Source organism: Roseateles sp. GW821-FHT02E12 (assembly GCF_059421665.1).
Genome location: NZ_JBWKVK010000001.1, coordinates 413121 through 432463 on the forward strand (window position 1 = coordinate 413121; position 19343 = coordinate 432463).

At 69.5% G+C, this 19343-nt stretch carries 15 protein-coding genes; 9 read left to right on the forward strand and 6 right to left on the reverse strand.

From position 1 onward, the window contains the following. Positions 1-79 precede the first annotated feature (79 nt). Together AC07V5_RS01925 and AC07V5_RS01930 are read right to left on the reverse strand one after the other, a co-directional pair. The gene (locus AC07V5_RS01925; RefSeq protein ID WP_495113784.1) at positions 80-853 is read right to left on the reverse strand and encodes a substrate-binding periplasmic protein; all 774 of its coding nucleotides are present in this window, start codon (positions 851-853) and stop codon (positions 80-82) included. A 63-nt stretch (positions 854-916) separates the two neighbouring features. Continuing rightward, the gene (locus AC07V5_RS01930; RefSeq protein WP_495113785.1) at positions 917-4462 is read right to left on the reverse strand and encodes an indolepyruvate ferredoxin oxidoreductase family protein; all 3546 of its coding nucleotides are present in this window, start codon (positions 4460-4462) and stop codon (positions 917-919) included. 216 nt (positions 4463-4678) lie between these two features. Between AC07V5_RS01930 and AC07V5_RS01935 the strand changes: the two genes are divergently transcribed. From AC07V5_RS01935 to AC07V5_RS01945, 3 genes are all read left to right on the forward strand, one after another. After that, positions 4679-5176 carry an Lrp/AsnC family transcriptional regulator gene (locus AC07V5_RS01935; protein WP_495113786.1) on the forward strand — a complete coding sequence of 166 codons (498 nt, stop codon included), beginning with the start codon at positions 4679-4681 and terminating at the stop codon, positions 5174-5176. Between the two features lie 4 nt (positions 5177-5180). Further along, positions 5181-5918 carry a metallophosphoesterase family protein gene (locus tag AC07V5_RS01940; protein WP_495113787.1) on the forward strand — a complete coding sequence of 246 codons (738 nt, stop codon included), beginning with the start codon at positions 5181-5183 and terminating at the stop codon, positions 5916-5918. Positions 5919-5996: 78 nt separating this feature from the next. Next, a complete protein-coding gene (locus AC07V5_RS01945) occupies positions 5997-7106 on the forward strand; it encodes a GGDEF domain-containing protein (RefSeq protein WP_495113788.1) in 1110 nt (369 codons plus the stop codon). A 138-nt stretch (positions 7107-7244) separates the two neighbouring features. Here AC07V5_RS01945 and AC07V5_RS01950 read toward each other — a convergent pair whose 3' ends face one another. From AC07V5_RS01950 to AC07V5_RS01960, 3 genes are all read right to left on the reverse strand, one after another. Continuing rightward, on the reverse strand, positions 7245-9842 hold the full coding sequence (locus tag AC07V5_RS01950) for a hypothetical protein (protein ID WP_495113789.1): 2598 nt from the start codon (positions 9840-9842) through the stop codon (positions 7245-7247). Beyond that, positions 9842-10474, reverse strand: a complete 633-nt coding sequence (locus AC07V5_RS01955) for a hypothetical protein (RefSeq protein WP_495113790.1) — start codon at positions 10472-10474, stop codon at positions 9842-9844. The genes AC07V5_RS01950 and AC07V5_RS01955 overlap by 1 nt, the downstream gene beginning before the upstream one ends. A 189-nt stretch (positions 10475-10663) precedes the next feature. Further along, a complete protein-coding gene (locus tag AC07V5_RS01960; protein ID WP_495113791.1) occupies positions 10664-12283 on the reverse strand; it encodes a response regulator transcription factor in 1620 nt (539 codons plus the stop codon). Between the two features lie 65 nt (positions 12284-12348). On the opposite strand from AC07V5_RS01960, the gene AC07V5_RS01965 reads away from it, so the two are divergent. Together AC07V5_RS01965 and AC07V5_RS01970 are read left to right on the forward strand one after the other, a co-directional pair. Next, the gene (locus tag AC07V5_RS01965) at positions 12349-13236 is read left to right on the forward strand and encodes an EamA family transporter (RefSeq protein ID WP_495115650.1); all 888 of its coding nucleotides are present in this window, start codon (positions 12349-12351) and stop codon (positions 13234-13236) included. 10 nt (positions 13237-13246) lie between these two features. After that, positions 13247-13879 (forward strand): hypothetical protein, encoded by a 633-nt coding sequence (locus AC07V5_RS01970; protein ID WP_495113792.1) that lies wholly within the window; start codon positions 13247-13249, stop codon positions 13877-13879. Here the strand turns inward: AC07V5_RS01970 and AC07V5_RS01975 are convergent. Further along, on the reverse strand, positions 13870-14673 hold the full coding sequence (locus tag AC07V5_RS01975; protein WP_495113793.1) for an isocitrate lyase/PEP mutase family protein: 804 nt from the start codon (positions 14671-14673) through the stop codon (positions 13870-13872). The two genes, AC07V5_RS01970 and AC07V5_RS01975, sit on opposite strands and share 10 nt — an antisense overlap. 193 nt (positions 14674-14866) lie before the next feature. Between AC07V5_RS01975 and AC07V5_RS01980 the strand changes: the two genes are divergently transcribed. The 4 genes from AC07V5_RS01980 to AC07V5_RS01995 all read left to right on the forward strand — a co-directional run bounded on the left by AC07V5_RS01980 (position 14867) and on the right by AC07V5_RS01995 (position 19343). Next, positions 14867-15241, forward strand: a complete 375-nt coding sequence (locus AC07V5_RS01980; RefSeq protein WP_495115651.1) for a methylglyoxal synthase — start codon at positions 14867-14869, stop codon at positions 15239-15241. After that, positions 15238-17322, forward strand: a complete 2085-nt coding sequence (locus AC07V5_RS01985) for a putative bifunctional diguanylate cyclase/phosphodiesterase (RefSeq protein WP_495113794.1) — start codon at positions 15238-15240, stop codon at positions 17320-17322. The genes AC07V5_RS01980 and AC07V5_RS01985 overlap by 4 nt, the downstream gene beginning before the upstream one ends. Before the next feature lie 59 nt (positions 17323-17381). Further along, positions 17382-17546 carry a hypothetical protein gene (locus AC07V5_RS01990; protein WP_495113795.1) on the forward strand — a complete coding sequence of 55 codons (165 nt, stop codon included), beginning with the start codon at positions 17382-17384 and terminating at the stop codon, positions 17544-17546. 96 nt (positions 17547-17642) lie between these two features. Continuing rightward, positions 17643-19343 (forward strand): NAD(P)/FAD-dependent oxidoreductase, encoded by a 1701-nt coding sequence (locus tag AC07V5_RS01995; RefSeq protein ID WP_495113796.1) that lies wholly within the window; start codon positions 17643-17645, stop codon positions 19341-19343.

Sequence of the window (19343 nt, forward strand, 5' to 3'; positions counted from 1 at the left end):
CAGTCTAGGCAAGGCCGGGCCAGGCCTTGTTCAGGGAATGCCAGCGTTCATGCTCGCCGTGGCAGCCAGGCACACCCCATCAACGCAGGTCATAGGCCATCCGAAGCTTGGCGGCACCGCCACTCGCCTCCAGCGCCCGCATGACGGCCAGCACGCGCGCCAGCCGCTCGGCGGGCAACGCCGGCGCGTAGGCCAGCAACAGATCCTGGCGGCGAAAGATGGTGGGCAGGATGCGGACCTGGGCCTGCAACCCGTTGGCCTGTATTGCGCGGCGCAGCGAAAACTCGGAGTCGTAGAGAAACCGGGCGCGGCCCGTGATCAGCTTGCGCAGGTTCTGGTCCACGCTCGTCGCACCGTCGTCAACGTTGAGCCCCGCCTGCTCCCTGAGAAAGTTGGCGTAGCCGCTGCCGCGGGTGGCCAGGACGATGCGGCCGCCGGTCGCGGCCCGCAGCTCGTCGAAGCTGCGTACCTGATCGGCCTGTGCGTCTGAAGCAAGCACGGCGACCTGGTGGTGGATGGTGTAGATCCTCGGGCTGTCCGCGAAGCGGAACATAGCCTCTCGCTCCGGTGTCTTCTGCATGGCAAAGAAGACCTCGACACGGCCCGTTGCCAGCTCCTGCTCGATGCGCAGGGTGGGCAGCATCTCGTCCAAGCCGCTGAACCCCAACCCGGGGTCGATCTGGCTCAGCGCCTGGATGTACTCGATGCAGAAGCCCGGCTGCCCCGCGCCGCCCACGTTGTACTTGTGAGGGAAGCCTCCTTGGGCGGCCGAGCGCAACGACAGCGACTCGGCCCGCGCGGGCCGCAGCCAACCGAGCAGCAGACCCTGAGACAAGGCAAGACGTCGGCGCATGGCCGCGACTTTAGGCGAGTGGTCGCCGCCCCACCATGTCTACCGCACGGGGGGCGCCACTGCTCAGACGCTTGCCAGCAACGCGTCCCACTTGGCCTTGGCAGCCTTCTCGTGGCGCTCCTTCACATGGCCGTAGCCGCGGATGTCCTCGGGCACGCGGGCCAGGTCCACCGCCGTGGGCAGCGTGTCGGCGCTCAGGCGGCTCAACGCCTTGTCGATACCGGCACGGTAGTCTGCGATCCAGCGGCGCTCCATGCGGCGCTCCTCGGTCATGCCAAAGATGTCGAAGGCCGTGCCGCGCAGGCCCTTCATCTTGGCCAGCAGGCCGAAGGCGGGGCGCACCCAGCTGCCGAACGGGCGCTTCACCAGCTCGCCCTTGTTGTTCTTCTTGGCCAGCAGCGGCGGCGCGAGGTGATGCACCAGCTTGTAGTCACCCTCGAACTGGTTGGCGATCTTGTTGATGAACGACGCGTCGGTGTGCAGGCGGGCGACTTCGTACTCGTCCTTGTAGGCCATCAGCTTGAACAGGTAGCGGGCGACGGCCTCGGTCAGCTTGGTCGTACCGCCCACCTTGGCCTCGGCAGCCCGCACCTTGTCGACGAAGGCCTTGTACTCGGCCGCATAGGCGGCGTTCTGGTAGCCGGTCAGGAACTCCACGCGCTTGGCGACGATCTCGTCGACACCCTGGCGCTTGACCATCTGGATAACCTGCTGCGCCGCGTACAGCGACTGCACGCTCTTCAGATCGCTCGCACAGCGACGGCCCCATTCGAAGGCGATCTTGTTGTTGTCGATCTGCACGCCGTTGAGTTCGATGGCGCGCATCAGCGCGTCGTAGCTCAGCGGGATGCGGCCCTGCTGCCAGGCATAGCCCAGCATCAGCGGGTTGGTGTACAGCGAATCGCCCACCAGCTTGACGGCCACTTCCTCGGCGTCGAAGGAACCGAGATGGTCGCGGCCCACCGCGTTGCCCACGGCCTGCTCGCAGGCGGCGCCGGGGAAGCTCCAGTTGGCGTCGTTGACGAGAGTTGCCGTCGGCGAGCCATGCGTGTTCAGCGCCACATAGGTGCGGCCTTCGCGCATGACGGCCAGCGTGGCCTTGTTGGCGGCCACGATGGCGTCGCAGGCAATGACGAGGTCGGCCTCTGCCGTACCCACCTTGGTACAGAAGATCGCCTCGGGCGTGTTGGCGATCTGGATGTGGCTCCAGGTCGCGCCGCCCTTCTGGGCCAGGCCCGCGGCGTCCTGGGTGATGACGCCCTTGCCTTCCAGGTGGGCGGCCATGCCCAGCAGCTGGCCGATGGTGATGACACCCGTGCCGCCGACACCGCCGACGACGATGCCCCAGGCCTTTTCAGGGTTGGGCACGACCGGCATGGCCAGCGGCGGCAGCGCCGCGTCGAAGGGGCTCTTGCGTGCTTCCTTCTTGGGCTTCTTCAGCTCGCCGCCTTCCACCGTGACGAAGCTGGGGCAGAAGCCCTTCACGCAGGAATAGTCCTTGTTGCAGGTGTTCTGGTTGATCTGGCGCTTGCGGCCGAAATCGGTCTCCAGCGGCTCGATGGACAGGCAGTTGGACTGCACCGAGCAGTCGCCGCAGCCTTCGCAGACCAGCTCGTTGATGACGACGCGCTTGGCCGGGTCCACCAGCTTGCCGCGCTTGCGGCGGCGGCGCTTCTCGGTGGCGCAGGTCTGGTCATAGATGATGACCGTGACGCCTTCAAGCTCGCGGAACTGGCGCTGGATCTCGTCCAGCTCGTCGCGGTGATGCACGGTCACGCCCGGTGCCAGGGCCACACCCTCGTACTTGAAAGGCTCGTCGGTGACGATGACCAGCTTCTTCACGCCTTCCGAGATCACGCTGTTCATGATCTGGATGACGGTGTGGCCTTCAGGGCGCTCGCCGACCTGCTGGCCGCCGGTCATCGCGACGGCGTCGTTGTAGAGGATCTTGTAGGTGATGTTGACACCCGCGGCGATGCTCTGGCGAATGGCCAGGCTGCCGCTGTGGAAGTAGGTGCCGTCGCCGAGGTTGGAGAAGATGTGCTTCTCGTCGGTGAAGGGCGCCTGGCCGACCCAGGGCACGCCCTCGCCGCCCATCTGCGTGAAGGTGGCCGTGTTGCGGCCGGGCATCCACGTGACCATGTAGTGGCAGCCGATGCCGCCCACTGCACGCGAGCCGTCGGGCACGCGCGTCGAGGTGTTGTGCGGGCAGCCCGAGCAGAACCAGGGGGTGCGGTCGGCACCACCGGCGGTCTTTTCCTCGGCCTTCAGCGCGTTTTCCTTGGCGTCGATGATGGCCAGGCGGGCGTCCAGGCGGGCCGCGATGTCGCCGTCCACACCGAGCTTCTTCAGGCGCTTGGCGATGGCGCGGGCAATGATGGCCGGCGTCAGGTCGGCCTGCGGGCGCAGCAGCCAGTGGTCGCTGGGGTTGGGCACGCTCCACTCGCCGCCCTCGCCGCCGTCACCGGCGTCGAACTTGCCGAGCACATTGGGGCGCACGTCGGCGCGCCAGTTGTAGAGCTCTTCCTTGACCTGGTATTCGATGATCTGGCGCTTCTCTTCGACGACCAGGATCTCCTGCAGGCCCTTGGCGAAGTCACGCGTGATCTGCGCTTCCAGCGGCCACACGACGTTGACCTTGTGCAGGCGGATGCCGATGCGGCGGCAGGTGTCGTCGTCCAGGCCCAGGTCGTTGAGCGCCTGGCGCGTGTCGTTGAAGGCCTTGCCGCTGGTGATGATGCCGAAGCGGTCGTTCTGGCCTTCGATGACGTTGTAGTTCAGCTTGTTCGCGCGGATGTAGGCGAGGGCGGCGTACCACTTGTAATTCATCATCCGCGACTCTTGCTCGAGCGGCGGGTCCGGCCAGCGGATGTGCAGGCCACCGGCCGGCATCTGGAAGTCTTCCGGCAGGATGATGTTGACGCGGTCGGGGTCGACGCTGACGGAGCTGGAGCTCTCGACGATCTCCTGGATGGTCTTCATGCCCGCCCACACGCCCGAGAAGCGGCTCATGGCAAAGGCGTGCAGGCCCATGTCCAGGATGTCCTGCACGCTGCTGGGGAAGAAGGTCGGGAAGCCCACGGCCTTGAAGACGTGGTCGCTCTGGTGGGCGGCGGTGGAGCTCTTGGCGATGTGGTCGTCGCCGGCGATGGCGATGACGCCGCCATGCTTGCTCGTGCCCGCCATGTTGGCGTGCTTGAACACGTCGATGCAGCGGTCCACGCCCGGGCCCTTGCCGTACCAGAGGCCAAAGACACCGTCGAACTTGGCCTTCTCGGGGAAGAGGTCGAGCTGCTGGGTGCCCCACACGGCCGTCGCGCCGAGTTCCTCGTTGACGCCCGGCTGGAAGACGATGTTCTGCTTGGCCAGATGCTTCTTGGCCGCCATCAGCGCCTGGTCATACGTGCCCAGCGGCGAGCCGCGGTAGCCACTGATGAAGCCGGCGGTGTTCAGGCCGGCCAGCGCGTCACGCGTGCGTTGCAGCATGGGCAGGCGCACCAGGGCCTGCACGCCGCTCATGAAGGCACGGCCGGAATCGAGCGCGTATTTGTCGTCAAGGGAGACGGTTTGCAGCGCGCGCAGGATGTGTTCAGGCAGCGGGGCGTTCATCGGATGGAGCTCCAGAGTGGCGACCCGAGAAGCCAGCCCTTGTGAGGCAGGCGCGCGGGCCATGGGCCAGTATGGCCGGACCGATCAGTGTAGGGAAATGGGCGCGAGCAGTGCTTTCTCAATTGCGCTCGAAATCAACCGGCTCAGCAAGCTTCTTGCTCAAAGTCGCAAAATTCGCTTCCAATTGCATCGCCACTTCGCCGATCAGGGCAAACCATGAGTTCTGAAGACGCCACTTCCGAGGCGCTCGACCGCCACCACATCGCCATCCTGGCCGAGCTGCAGGCCGATGCCCGCCTGTCCAACGCCGAGCTGGCCCAGCGCATCGGCCTGTCCGCCGCGCCCACCTGGCGGCGCGTCAAGTGGCTGGAGGACCAGGGCTACATCACCGGCTACCGCGCCGAGATCGACCGCCGCAAGCTCGGCCTGGGCGTGCTGGCCTTCGTGCGGCTGGACGCCGAGCGCAGCGCGGGTGCGGCCACCAAGCCGCTGGAAGACGCCATCCGCCAGCTGCCCGAGGTCATCGCCTGCCACTACATCTCGGGCACCGGCACCTTCGAGCTGCAGGTCATGGCCACCGACCTGGACGCCTTCTCGCGCTTCTCCATCGACACGCTCTTGAACCTGCCCAACGTGAAGGACATCCACACCAGCTTCTCGCTCGGTGAGGTCAAGGCCAGCGGCGTACTGCCCCTCGGGCATCTGGGAGGATGACGCCATGCGCCTCGCCCTCGTCTCCGACATCCACGGCAACCTGCCCGCCCTCGAAGCCGTCACCGCCGACATCCGCCGCCGCGGCGTCGACCAGATCCTGTGCCTGGGCGACAACCTCTCCGGCCCGCTGCTGCCGCGCGAGACGGCGCAGTTCCTGATGGCCTCCGGCTGGCCGGTGCTGGCCGGCAACCACGAGCGCCAGATCCTCGAATGGCGGCCCGATGCGGGCGGCGCGTCCGACGGCTACGCGCTGTCCACGCTGGGCGCGGCCGAGCTGGACTGGCTGCGAACACTGCAGCCGATGTGGCAGTGGGCGCCCGACATCTACCTGTGCCACGGCACGCCGCGCCAGGACGACGAGCATTTCCTCGAAACCCCGCGCCACGGCGTGCTGGGCCTGGCCACCGCCGCCGAGATCGCCGAGCGCCTGGGCGATCAACGCAGCGGGCTGGTCGCCTGCGGCCACAGCCACCTGCCGCGCAGCCTGCGCACGGCCAGCGGCCAGTTCCTCGTCAACCCCGGCAGCGTCGGCTTGCAGGCCTATGTGGACGACGAACCGGAGCGCTACGTCGTCGAGCGCGGCACGCCGGACGCGAACTACGCCGTCGTTGAACAGATCGACGGCGCCTGGCATTGCAGCCAGCACGCCGTGCCCTACGACCACCGCGCGATGGCCGCGCTGGCCGAGCGCAACGCCCGGCCCGACTGGGCCAGGGCGCTGCTGCACGGCTACGTGGGCTGAAGTCGGCGGCCGCGTGTGAACCCGCACGCCTGGAGGCAAGGCCCGGCACCGCGGCCGCGTTAGGCTTGCGTCATGGCGATGTCGCACCTCCGACGGCTGGGCGATCTGTGGCTGGGCAGTGAGTCGGCCCAACGGCTGCGGCTGCGCCAGACATCGCTGGCGATGGCACTGATGTGCCTGTGCGTGCCCATGCTGCATTACGCGGTGGGCGTTGCCCACGGCGAGCGCGGCCTGTTCCTGTGGGCCTGGTCGGCCGGGTCGCTGGGCGGCATGGCCCTGATCTACGCCGCCATCCGCAGCGGCTGGTCGCTGCGCTTCAGCGACCCCTCGCTGACCAGCGTACAGATCGCCTTCGCCATCACCGCCGGGGCTCTGGGCTACGCACAGGCAGGCCCGCTGCGCGGCGCCGTCTTCCCGGTGCTGACGCTGATCCTGATGTTCGGCATGTTCCAGCTGCGCGCGCGCAACGCCTATGTGCTGAGCCTGTTCGCGCTGGCGCTGTTCGGCGGCGTCATGGGAGTCATGGCCGTGCGCGAGCCGCTGGGCTATCCGCCCGCCGTCGAGATCGGCCACTTCCTGATGCTGGCGTGCATGCTGCCCGCCGTCGCCACGCTGACGGCACGGCTGAGCCGCATCCGCCGGCGTCTGTCTGACCAGCGCGAGGAACTGGCCCGCGCTCTGGCGCAGCTGCAGGCCATTGCCACGCGCGACGAACTGACCGGCCTGCCCAACCGCCGCCAGATGCAGGCGCTGATGGACCAGGAGATGCTCCGCTCCCTGCGCCATCACCACGATTTCTGCGTTGCCGTCGTCGACCTGGACCACTTCAAGCGCGTCAACGACGAGCACGGCCACGCGGCCGGCGACGCCGTGCTGCGCGCCTTCGCCCAGGGCGGCCAGACCGCCATGCGTGGCACCGACGTGCTGGCCCGCTGGGGCGGCGAGGAGTTCCTCGTGCTGCTGCCCGACACCGCCATGCCGCCCGCCGTGGCCGGCATGGAGCGGCTGCGCCAGCAGACCGCTGCCTTGCGCATCGACGTCGGCGGCGGCGTGCAGGTCGCCATCACCGTCTCCATCGGCCTGACCGGCCACCGCCGTGGCGACACGCTGGCGCAAACGCTGGAGCGCGCCGACCGCCTGCTCTACAAAGCCAAGGCCGAAGGGCGCAACCGCACCTGTATTGACTGAAGCCCCTCGTCCAAGGATTACCTTGGCCGGTCCCCCGAGGGGACGGCGATGCTTGCGGCATTGAGCCACAAGCACATCGCCAGCGCGGGCCGGCTAGGGAGCGGCCCGGCGCTCGCCCCGCAGGCTTCATGCATCGTGTCAGCGAGTGGTTGTCCGCAGGTGTTCGCAGCGCCCCATGCGCGCGCCGCGCTTCACTTCATCGACGAACTCGCTCGGGAAGCTGACTTCCGTCGAGTTGCCGTGCTTGCAGACGAAGGCCTTCTTCAGGTCGACGTACCAGCTCATCGGATAACCGGGGATGCCGCCGACGATCTCGTTGCCGGCCGCGTTCATCGAGCCCGGGCCGTCCAGGCCGTAGCGGTAGGCCTCGGCCACGCCCTGGGTGCGGAAGAAATCGGCCAGCTGGATCCAGCCGATGTCCTCCAGCCACATGACGCCGCGCAGGCCGCCAAACCACAGGCCGGCCGAGCCGATCATGACCTTGCCGTCGTCGCTGATGTCGGCCACCTGCACGGGAATCGGCCCGAACTGCTGCTGGATGGACGCCGCGCCCTCGCTCTCGCAGCTGATGTCCAGGCCCAGCAGCGGCATGTCCACGCACCACTGCATCTGCCGGATCTTCGTGAACGCGCCGGCCTTGCTGCCCTTGTTGGCATTCCACAGCACCACACCGTCCTTCTCGGTCATCAGCGCCACACGGCCGGCGTCGGGCGTCATCGCGTAGCCGTCGACCGCGCCGATGGCCTTGTAGAGGTCGATGGGCTTGCCCTCGTCCACCCAGGCATAGGCCTTGGAGAAGTTGCTGTTGCCCAGCACGACGCGGCCGTCGGCCGACACCGCATGCGCCCGGTGCCAGGGCTCGGTCGTGAGGTCCACGCCCTCCAGGCTCAGCGCCCGCATGCCGCGGCCGGCCGTCCAGATGAAGGGAATGATCTCGCCGCCAATCGTGCTGTCACCCGACCAGCCGCCCTCGCAGCTGCCGTCGCCGTTGCGGTCCACATAGGCCGTGCCCACCGCCGTGCGCCCGGTCGAGTCCAGCGCCCAGCCGTAGCTGCTGGAGTAACCGATCTGGCTGCTGCCGCCGCAGCGGTCGCGGTTGAGGGTGCCCAGGTCGGTCAGGCCGCCGGTGCGCGTGTCCCAGATGGTGGCCGAGTTGGTCTTCATCGGCAGGCCCTCCCAGTCGGTGCCGATGACGCGGCCGTCCAGGTCGGCCTGCACGATGAGCTTGCGGCCGTCACGCGTGATGCTGGTGTTGACGCCGACGACGCCGTCCGGCGCCCACTCGACGCCCGTGCGTGAATCCCAGACGAAGGGCTTGTTGTCGATCCAGCCGGCTGCACGCTCGCCGTCCTTGGACATGCTGCCCAGGAAGCCGTAGACGATGGGCGTGTACTGCACGCCGTCCTTGTAGCCATTGAAGTAGAAGTTGGCCGTCTTGGTGACGCCCGCCTCGGCCGTGATCGTGCTGGCTGTGCAGGCCTTGTCCCGGGACGCGTTGGACTGCTCATTGCTGTTCCAGTATTCGGCTTCCGAGACCAGCGCCGTCGGCGTCGTCGGGTAGCCACCGGCGACGATCTCCTCGAGGTAGACCAGGTATTTCGCGCCCGGCTTCAGGTTGTTGATGCGGAACCGCCCGTCGGGGCCGACCAGGCCTTGTGTCTTGTCACCGCTCATCGCCGAGATCGCGTCGCCCAGCGGGTCGGCGATGTTGCGGGCCATGATGTTGATGCCGCCATAGGGCGTGCGGCCGTCCTTCAGGAACAGCGTGCCGGCGATGGAGCCGCGCGTCTTGGCGTAGCTCGCGCTCGGGTAGAGGTCCGAGATGCCGGCCATGTCGTCGCTGCGGTCCACCGTGCTCTGCTCGTAACCGGCGTTGCGGCCGTTGGCATCGGGGTAGGTCGGATCGATGAAGGGAAACATCGTCTCGATGTACTTCGGGTCGATGCGCCGGGCCGACGGGTCGGCGCTGCCCCAGGAGTGCATGGCCGGCACGCAGCCGGGCACGCCGGGGTAGGCCTCGTAATAGCCCGGCTCGCTGAAGTAGGCCATGGCGCCGTTGACCTGCGAGTGCGACAGGTTGATGGCGTGGCCGAACTCGTGCGTGAACACGCCGGCGATGCGCTTGCCGTCCACGTCGGGCGGCGGCATCCAGGGCTGGTTGGGGTCGGCCGGCTCGTGCGGCACAACATAGCCGTTCATGACGGCGGTGGCCTTGACGATGGTCTCGGGGTAGCCATCGCCGTCGCGGTCCTCGGCAATCTCGGCGAAGGCGATGCCCAGCACCTGGTCCTTGGGCACGCCGAAATACTCCTCGATGACCTGGCCGTTCTGGTCGTAGATGACGTAGAGGCCGCCCTCCAGCGGCTGGCCGTAGACGCGCTTGGCGGTCTCGCCGTCCTTCACGTCCACGCCCACGCCGGCAAGCTGGCTGAACTTCTTGAACTTGGCCGGATCGGTGACGGCTTTCCAGGTCGACGTCGGCACATCGCTCCACTGCTTCAGCGCGAAGGCGGTGATCTTGTCGGCCTGGGCGTTGCTCAAGAACACCGAGCCGTCGTTGCGGTAGGTCAGCGGGCCGATGTCGGTGTAGACCTGGATGGGCTTGGCCGTGTCCCAGCGCATGGGCTGCGGGTTGCGCGGGTGCTCGGTCAGCATCAGCGGGCCGGCGGCCTGAGCCAGCGAGGCGGCCGCCAGCAGCGCGGCGGCCAGCGGGAATTTGAAGGCAAAGGCGTTCATCAGCGCATCACTCCCTTGGCAATCCAGTCCTCGCGCACCGCGCGCTTGACCAGCTGGTTCAGCACGCCGCCGTCCACGGCGCCGCTGTTGCGGGTCAGCATGTCGGCCTCCAGCGGGCTTAGTACCGCCGGGTCCACGCTCATGCCCTGGAAGAGGCCGCGGTTGTCGAAGGCGTTGGCCAGCTTGGCGCCGCTGCCGGTCAACTTGCCCTGGGCCAGGCCGACCGGGCTGGTCAGCCCCGTGCGGGCCGACGGCTTGTTCATGAAGACGGTGACCTTTTCACCCACGGTCCACGACGGCAGGCCTTCGATGCGCGTGGCCAGCAGGAATTTGCCGTCGGCCATGCGGCGGTTCTTCAGCAGGCCGTACTGGCGGAAGCGGTAGGCGCTGTCGGCCGCCAGCTCGCGCTTGACGCTGCCCTTGACCTTCAGCGTCACCTCGGTGAAGGGCACGCCACGGTCCAGCCCATCGCTGACCTTGGCGACGTCGCCGCTGACGATGACGTCGGCGGCCGCGATCATCTGCTTGAGGTTCTGGTGCACCAGCTGGGTGGCGTGGGCCGGCGCCAGCAGGGCGGCGAAGCCCCCCAGCAGGGCCAGGCGCCGCAGCGCGGAGAAGGGTTCTCGGTTCATGGCGGAAGGGATGAGTGTTTGCGGGCGGACAGCGCTCCGCCTGCCGGGCCTGCGTTCATGTCGCCGGCCCCGCTTGGTGGTCGTCGTGTCCGGGGTGAGGCCACTGTGCGGCGCCCTCGCCGGCCCGCCCATCCCCCGCGGCGGGGGACACCCGAGCGCGGGGAGCACAAACCCGCCGCTGGAATTCCCTTAACCGGCGATGGCGATGACCCCCAAGGCCCGAGCCCGTGTCACCGCATGCTTGCGCGAGCCCGCTTCCAGCTTGGCGTAGATGCGCTTCAGGTGGGACTTGACCGTCTCGTCGCTGACCGCCAGGGCCGTGGCGATCTCCTTGTTGGCATAGCCGCGCGCCACCAGCACCAGCACCTCGCGCTCCTTGGGGCTGAGCAGGCGCTCGGCAGCCGTGGCGCCGGCAGCGAGCGGTGGCGCCGGGCCGCGGCGCAGGGCCGCCAGCGGGTGGCTGAGCCGCATGCGCTCGGCCTCACGGTCCTTGACGACCAGCGCGCGGCGCGCATGCGCATAGGCGCGCCCCATGTCGCCAGCCGCGGCCCAGTCGTCGGCCAGGGCGACGTGCAAGGCGGCGGGCGCCTTCCAGCCGGCGATCTTCAGCCCCTCGGACAGCGTCGCCTCACCGTGATGCAGGGCCGCGCTGGGTAGCGCCAGGCCGGGCGGCGGGGGCAGGCGCGGGTGACGGCGATGGATCTCGGTCAACGCCTCCTGCACGCCGACGACGAGGGCGTTGAAGCCGTGGCGCGCAATCAACTCCTCGGCTTCCGCCAGCGCCGCCAGCGCGGCCTCCACCTGGCCGGCCGCCGACAGCGCCCGCGCCAGGCCGATCAGGTTGACCGTCAGGTTGTCGGTCGAGCGCGCCACGCGGTACATCGTGATCGCCTCGGTCATGGGCCCGACGGCCTCGACGCCGCGGCCCAGCAACAGCAGGGTCTGGGCCAGCTCGGCGCAGGCATTGGCCTTGTTGATGCCCGGCGGCACGCCGGCCAGCGAGGCCAGCGCGTCGCCCAGCAGCACCAGGGCCTCATCGAGCCGGCCGATCTCCTTCAGGAAGGCGCCCAGCCGCGTCTCGCAGGCGCCGACCAGCGCGGGCCAGCCGGTGGCGCGCGAGTCCAGCGTGGCCTGGTCGTAGCAGGCGGCGGCGCGGTCGAATTCGCTCAGGCCCTGCAGGGCCGTGCCGGCATTGATGGTGCAGATCAGCGCATGGCGCAGCAGGCCCCAGTGGCGGGCCGCGTCGGCGGCGCGCAGGAAGAGCTCGACCGCGCGCACCGGGTCGCGGCGCGACAGCGGCAGAGCCAGGGCTGCGTCGGCAAAGGCGGCCGCGGCCGGGTCGTGGGCGGCGTCGCTGCCATCGGCCGGGCTGGCAAAGCTTTGTTCGTAGGCCAGCCAGGCAGCGGCAATGGCCTGGCGGCGGCCATCCGGGCCGCGCGCGTGGCAGGCCGCCGCGCGGGCGTGGGCCTCCAGCTCGCGCTCACGCTGGCCGCGGGCCTTGGCGACACAGGCTTCGGCCAGCAGCGCATCGCCCTCCAGCCCGGGGTCGCGACGCGCCTGCGCCAGCAAAGCCTCGGCCTCGTCGAGTCGCCCTTGCAGCGCCGCGATCTCGCAGCGCGCCAAGGCCAGCCTGGCCTGCAGCGCCGGCGTCAGGTCGGGCTCGGCCAGGGCCTTCTCGCACAGCGCGAGCGCACGGGCACCGTCGCGCTGGCGCAAGTGCCAGGCCAGCGCCGCCCAAGCCTCGGCCCCGCCAGCCTCGGCGGCGGCTTCAAGGCCAGCCAGCGATGAACCGGGCACCAGATAGTCCACGCAAAATTGTAGAAGCCCGCCCCGCCTAGACTGGGCCGATGCCGCCCTCCCCCACCACCGGCGCCCTGCCGCTGCGCCATTTCCTGCTCGCCCTCGCCGTCGTCGCCATCTGGGGCAGCAATTTCGTCGTCATCAAGTACGCGCTGCACACGCTGCCGCCAATGACGCTGGCCGTGCTGCGCTTCACCATCGCCTTCGTGCCGGCCTGCTTTTTCCTGCGCCGGCCGCAGGTGGACTGGCGCAATCTGGCGGGCTACGGCCTGTTCATCGGCGTCGGCCAGTTCGGCCTGCTGTACCTGGCCATGCGCAGCCAGATCTCGCCGGGCCTGGCCTCGCTCGTCGTGCAGACCCAGGTCTTCTTCACGCTGCTGCTGGCCGTGCGCATCCGCAAGGAAAAGGTGCTGGGCGCCCAGTGGCTGGGCCTGCTGCTGGCGGCCGGCGGCGTGGTGGTCATCGCCTCGCATACCGACGGCTCGACGACGCCGCTGGGCCTGGCCATGATCCTGGCAGCCGCCTTCTCCTGGGCCTGCGCCAACCTGCTGACGCAGCGCGCCGGCCGCATCGACATGCTGGCCTATGTCGTCTGGAGCAGCGCCTTCGCCGTGCCGCCGCTGGTGGTGCTGGCCCTGCTGGTCGACGGGCCACAGCAGGTCGCCGCAGGCCTGGCAGCCGCCGATGCCGGCACCTGGGGCGCCGTGCTGTGGCAGTCGGTGGGCAACACGCTGTTCGGCTACGGCGTCTGGAGCTGGCTGCTGGCCCGCCACCCGGCCGGGCGCATCGTGCCCATGGCCTTGCTGGTGCCGGTGTTCGGCATGGGGTCGGCCAGCCTGTTGCTGGGCGAACCGCTGCCGGCCTGGAAGCTGATGGCTGCGGCGCTGGTGATGGCGGGTCTGGCGATCAACCTGTTCGGACCACGGCTTTTGCAGCTCAGGGCCAAGGCCGCCGCGGATTAAGCTCAGGCGCATGAAGCGCCGCCCCCTGCTCCTGCTGAGCCTGCTGGCCCTGCCCGCAGTAACCGCCATGGCCGCACCGCCGGCGGTGGCCCTGCTCGTCGAGTTGCGCTGGGTGGAGAGCCATCTGCCGCCCGCCGCCCAGGCCGGTGTGCGCGACGGCGCGGTAGTCGTCGGCACGGCCGGTACGGTGTCGCCGCGTGGGCCGGGCGTTGTCACCTCCACGGCTCAGGCCGCCCCCCAGCCGGCCCAGCGCCTGCTGGTGCGCAACGGCCAGCGTGCCGCCATGCAACTGACGACGCGCGAGCCGCTGCAATGGGTGGACGCCGTCGTCGAACTCGACCCCAACGGCAGCCAGCGCCGCATCTACGCCAGCCCTCGCCCGCAGGAGCGCCGGGTGTCGCAGAGCTTCACCGTCACGCCGACCTGGGCCGGCGGCCGCGCGCCGGTGCGGGTCGAGTTCAGCGTCGACGAGGACGGCAACGCCTTCCAGTCCACGCTGGACCTGCCGCTGGAGCGCTGGCAGACCGTCGCGCGCAGCGGCGGCGGCACGGCGGCACCTGCACCGCGCGGCACCCTCAGCAGCCGCGATGCGGCCGGCCAGCCCGAACGGGAGCTACAGCTGAGGGTCTCCGTTCAGCCCTGAGCTGGGGTGGCGGCGCTCAGCGCGCCATTGATCTGCGGATACGGCGCCGCGCCGTCGAACAACTCGGCGCCGCCGCCTTCCGCCAGGAAGCCCGCCGCCGCGCGCTGCGCCCGGCCCCAGGCGGCCTCGGCAACGGCACTGCCGGCGCTGATGCGGCGCACGCCCAGGCGCTGGAGTTCGCCCAGGCTGGGCAGGGCCGGCCGCGCCATCACGTTCAGCGGCAGCGGCTGGCCGCCCACCAGGGCCTCGATGTCCGCCACCGCCGTGACGCCGGCCGCGAACAACCCGTCGGCACCGGCCGCCGCGTAGTCGCGCGCGCGCAGCAGCACCTCCTCCGCCGCGCGGCCGGGTGCCAGGTTCCTCAGGTAGACATCGCAGCGGGCGTTGATGAAGAGGTCGACACCGGCCTTCGCCGCCGCGGCCTTGATGGCTTCGATCTTGCGGCACAGCAGGGCGGGCGCGCCGGCACCGTCCTCCAGGTTGATGCCCATGGCACCGGCCTCGACGAGGCGCATGATGTTGTCGGCCGCCGCGGCCGGGTCGTCGCTGTAGCCGGCCTCGCTGTCGACGCTCAACGGCACGCGAGCCACACGGGCAATGCGCCGGATGGCGGCGGCATGCTCGGCGATGGGCAGGTGGTTGCCGTCGGCATAGCCCAGGGCCCAGGCCAGGCCGGCGCTGGTGGTGGCCAGTGCCGGCACGCCCAGGGCTTGCACGAGGACGGCGCTGCCGGCGTCCCAGACGTTGGCGATCTTCAGGAGCTCGGGGCCTTGATGAAGCTGGCGGAAGTTCATGGCGTTGTGGATTGGCGAATTGAGTTTGCGATGCTGCACCCGGCCACTGCCAGGGCTTGGCAGCAGCGCGCGCAGGAACAGCCGGGGATCAGTCGAGTAACAGCACCCGGCAATGTGCCAATGTGCCAAGTCTTGCGTGTTTATGACGACGCCTTGCGTGTAACGTCAATCTTTTGCGGTCCTGAAAGCCCTGCTGACAATGAAACTCGCTCTGATCGCCCATGACGGCAAGAAGGACGCCATGATCGCCCTGGCCGCCGAGTTCCTGCCCCTGCTGCGCCGCTGCCAGTTGCTGGCCACCGGCACGACGGGCACGCGCCTTGCCGCGGCCCATGGCCTCGACATCGAGCGCATGCTGAGCGGCCCGATGGGGGGCGACCTGCAGATCGGCGCGCGCCTGGCGGTGGGCGAGCTGGACGGGGTCATCTTCCTGCGCGACCCGATGACGCCCCAGCCCCACGAGCCCGACATCAATGCCCTGGTGCGCGCCTGCGACGTGCACGACGTGCCCTGCGCGACCAATGTCTCCACGGCCCGGCTGCTGCTAACGCGCTGGAGCGCCGAATGAAATTGGCAAGGCGGCTGCGTATCCGCACCCGCCTGGGCCTGGCCTTTGGCCTGCTGCTGCTGCTGCTGCTGGGCCTGGCGGCGCTGTCGGCCTATCGCCTGACGGGGCTGTCGGATGCGCTGAACCGCATCGTCGATGACCAGGCCGTCATCCGCGACTCGGTCAACGAGATCAACCGCAATGCCGAGGCCGTCGCCCGCAAGCTGCTGGTGCTGATGAGCCCCGACTCCGAGTTGCGCGTGGCCGCCTACCCGGAGATCGCGTCGGCCAACAACCGGCTCGACGACGCGATGCAGCGCCTGGCCCTGGTGCTGCCGGCGGGCCCGCGCAGCGAGCGCCTGGCCGAAGTCCGCCAGCGGCTGGCCGACTACCGCGCCAGCTATGTCGACGTGCGCAACCTCATCGAGAGCGACGACTTCAATGCCGCGCGCGCGTTGCTCGGCAGCGACACCGAATCGGCCTTGTCCATGTTCGTCGGCGCCATCCACCAGCTGGCCGCCAGCGAAGAGCGCGCCGGCACGGCCCAGGCCCGCGAGCTGCGTGACCAGATCGACGTCGACCGCACCGGCGTGCTGGCGCTGTGCATCGGCGCCCTCATCGGCGGCGCGCTGCTGGCCGTGGGCGTGACGCGCTCCATCATCCTGCCCCTCAAGCGCGCCGAGGACGGCGCCGAGCTGATCGCCCAGGGCCAGTACGGCCACCGCATCGAGGTCGACTCGGCCGACGAGCTCGGCCACATGGCCACGGCGATGAACACCATGGCTGCGGCCGTCGGCGAGCGCGAGGCCGAGCTGCGCCGCCTGGCCGACGTCGACCTGCTGACCGGCCTGCCCCAGCGCGCCCGTTTCATCGCCGACGGCGACCGGCTGCTGGCCAACCTGCCCGAGGGTGAGCGGCTGGCCGTGCTGATCTGCATCGACGTGGACCGGCTCAAGGCCGTCAACGGCGTGCTCGGCTTCGACGCCGGCGACGCGCTGCTGAAGGGAGCGGCGGCCAAGCTGGAAGGGCTGTTCGAGGGCGTGGCCGCCTACGGCCGCCTGGCCGGCGGCACGTTTGCGGCGCTGGCACCCGTGCTGCGGCTGGACCACGGCACGGCCCTGGCCACCCAGCTGCGCGAGGAGGTGGAGCACAAGCTGAGCTGGCAGGGCCAGTCGCTGGACCTGTCGGTGTCGCTGGGCGTGGCCCACTGGCCCGAGCACGCGGCCGACACCGAGGCCCTGCTGCGCCGCGCCGAGCAGGCCATGTTCGAGGCCAAGCGGCTGCGCCAGGCCGTGGCCATCTTCAACCCCGGCGCCGAGGCCGCGCGGACCCTGCACCTGAGCCTGCTGTCCGACCTCGCCACCGCCATCCAGCAAGACCAGCTGCGCCAGTTCCTGCAGCCCAAGCGCGACCTGCGGACCGGCCGCATCAGCGGCGCCGAGGCCCTGGTGCGCTGGCAACACCCCCAGCGCGGCTGGCTGCCGCCGGGCGACTTCATCCCGTTTGCCGAACGCAGCGGCCGCATCCGCCAGATCACCGACTGGATGCTGGCCCGCGCCGTGCGCACGCTGGCCGCCTGGGAGGCCGAGGGCCGCGAGCCGCTGTCCATCGCCGTCAACATCTCGACGCTGGACCTGCAGGACCAGGCCCTGCCCGCCCGCCTGGCAGCCCTGCTGGCCGAGTACCGCGTCGACCCCGGCCAGTTGCAGCTGGAGGTGACCGAGACCGGGCTGATGGCCAGCGGCGCCGACCCCATCGCCGTGCTGCATGCGCTCAAGAGCTGGGGCGTGCGCCTGGCCATCGACGACTTCGGCACCGGCCAGTCATCGCTCGCCTATCTGCAGCACCTGCCGGTGGACGAGCTGAAGATCGACCGCAGCTTCATCCAGGATGTCAACGTCGACCCACGCCGCCAGGCGCTGCTGAAATCCATCGTCGGCGTGGGCCAGGGGCTGGGCCTGACGGTGACGGCCGAGGGCGTCGAGAACGAGGCCGAACTGGCCTGCATCAAGGCCTGCGGCTGCGACCTGATTCAGGGTTATCTGCTGGCCAAACCGATGGATCTGCCGGACTTTGAGACCTGGCTAGGCCGGACAGGCTAAAATCCGCCCCTTTCGTCGTTTTGCCCCTGCTGTGGGCTTAAGTTTCACTGGAGCCACTCATGGGCAACAAGATCATCACCGAAGCGGCTCGCCGCGCCACCCCCCGTCCCGAAGCCCCCAAGGGCGTGACCTTCACCGCTGGCAAGGGCCAGCTGAGCAGCCTGGAGCGCGGTGCCCACACCCGCTCCAAGAAGAACCCGGGCAAGCGCCCCCATTCGGGTTGAGCTTCAGGCAAATCCTCGGGCTGACCCCCTGACGGTTTCCATCACACAGGCCCCGCGGGGCCTGTTTGTTTTTGTCGGCTAGATATCGACCAAACCATGATCCGCATCACCGAACTCCGCCTGCCGCTGGCCCATGCCGAAGACGCCCTGCGCCCCGCCGTGCTGGCGCGGCTCAAGCTCACCGACGCCGAGCTGGCCAGCATCCAGGTCTTTCGCCGCGGCTACGACGCCCGCAAGCGCAGCGACATCCAGCTCGTCTACACGCTGGACTGCACGCTGGTGGACGGTGCCGACGAAGCCGCCGTGCTGGCCCGCTTCGCCGGCGACCACCAGATCCGCCCCACACCCGACACCGGCTACCACTTCCTGGCCCGGTTAAGTGAGCACACCGGCCCGCGCCCCGTCGTCGTCGGCTTCGGGCCCTGCGGCCTGTTCGCCGCGCTGATCCTCGCGCAGATGGGCCTGCGCCCCATCGTGCTGGAACGCGGCAAGGCCGTGCGCGAGCGCACGCAAGACACCTGGGGCCTGTGGCGCGAGCAAAAGCTCAACCCCGAGAGCAACGTGCAGTTCGGCGAGGGCGGCGCCGGCACCTTCTCCGACGGCAAGCTGTGGAGCCAGATCACAGACCCCCGCCACCTGACGCGCAAGGTGCTGACCGAGTTCGTCAAGGCCGGCGCGCCCGACGAGATCCTCTACGTCAGCAAGCCCCACATCGGCACCTTCCGCCTGGTCAGCATGATCATCAAGATGCGGGCCGACATCGAAGCGCTGGGCGGCGAGATCCGCTTCCAGCAGAAGATGGCTGATCTGCTGATCGAGGACGGTGCCGTGCGTGGCGTGACGCTGGAGTCCGGCGAGCAGATTGACACGACCCACGTCGTCATTGCGCTGGGCCACAGCGCGCGCGACACCTTCCAGATGCTGCACGCCCGCGGCGTGCACATGGAGGCCAAGCCCTTTTCCATCGGTTACCGCATCGAGCACCCGCAGTCGCTGATCGACGCGGCCCGCTTCGGCGCGGCGGCCGGCAACGAGATCCTCGGTGCGGCCGACTACAAGCTCGTCCACCACGCCAAGAACGGCCGCGCCGTCTACAGCTTCTGCATGTGCCCTGGCGGCACGGTGGTGGCGGCCACCAGCGAGCCCGACCGCGTCGTCACCAACGGCATGAGCCAGTACTCGCGCAACGAGCGCAACGCCAACGCCGGCATCGTCGTGGGCCTCACGCCCGAGGACTACCGCCAGGACGGCAAGCGCGACGGCAGCCTCGTGAACCCACTGGACGGCATGGCCTTCCAGCGCATCTGGGAAAGCCGCGCCTACGAGCTGGGTGGCGGTGGCTACCTGGCCCCGGGCTCGCTGGTGGGCGACTTCGTCAAGCGCCAGGTCAGCAAGGAATTCGGCGGCGTGGCGCCCAGCTACAAGCCCGGCGTCACGCTGACAGACCTGCAGCAGAAGGGCCGCGGCTCGCTGCCGCCTTACTGCCTGGAGGCCATCCGCGAAGCCCTGCCGGCGTTTGCCCGCCAGATCCGCGGCTTCGACCGGCCGGATGCGGTGCTGACCGGTGTGGAGACACGCACGTCGTCCCCCCTGCGCATCAACCGCGGGCGGGACTACCAGAGCGTCAATGTGCGCGGGTTGTTCCCGGCCGGCGAGGGCGCGGGTTATGCAGGAGGGATCATGTCGGCCGGGGTCGACGGCATCGAGGTGGCCGAGGCGCTGGCGGCCGATCTGCTCGGGATGCCAGATGCGCCGGTGCTGCAGGGCAAGGGTGCGAAGGCGGGTGGGCAGGTTTGA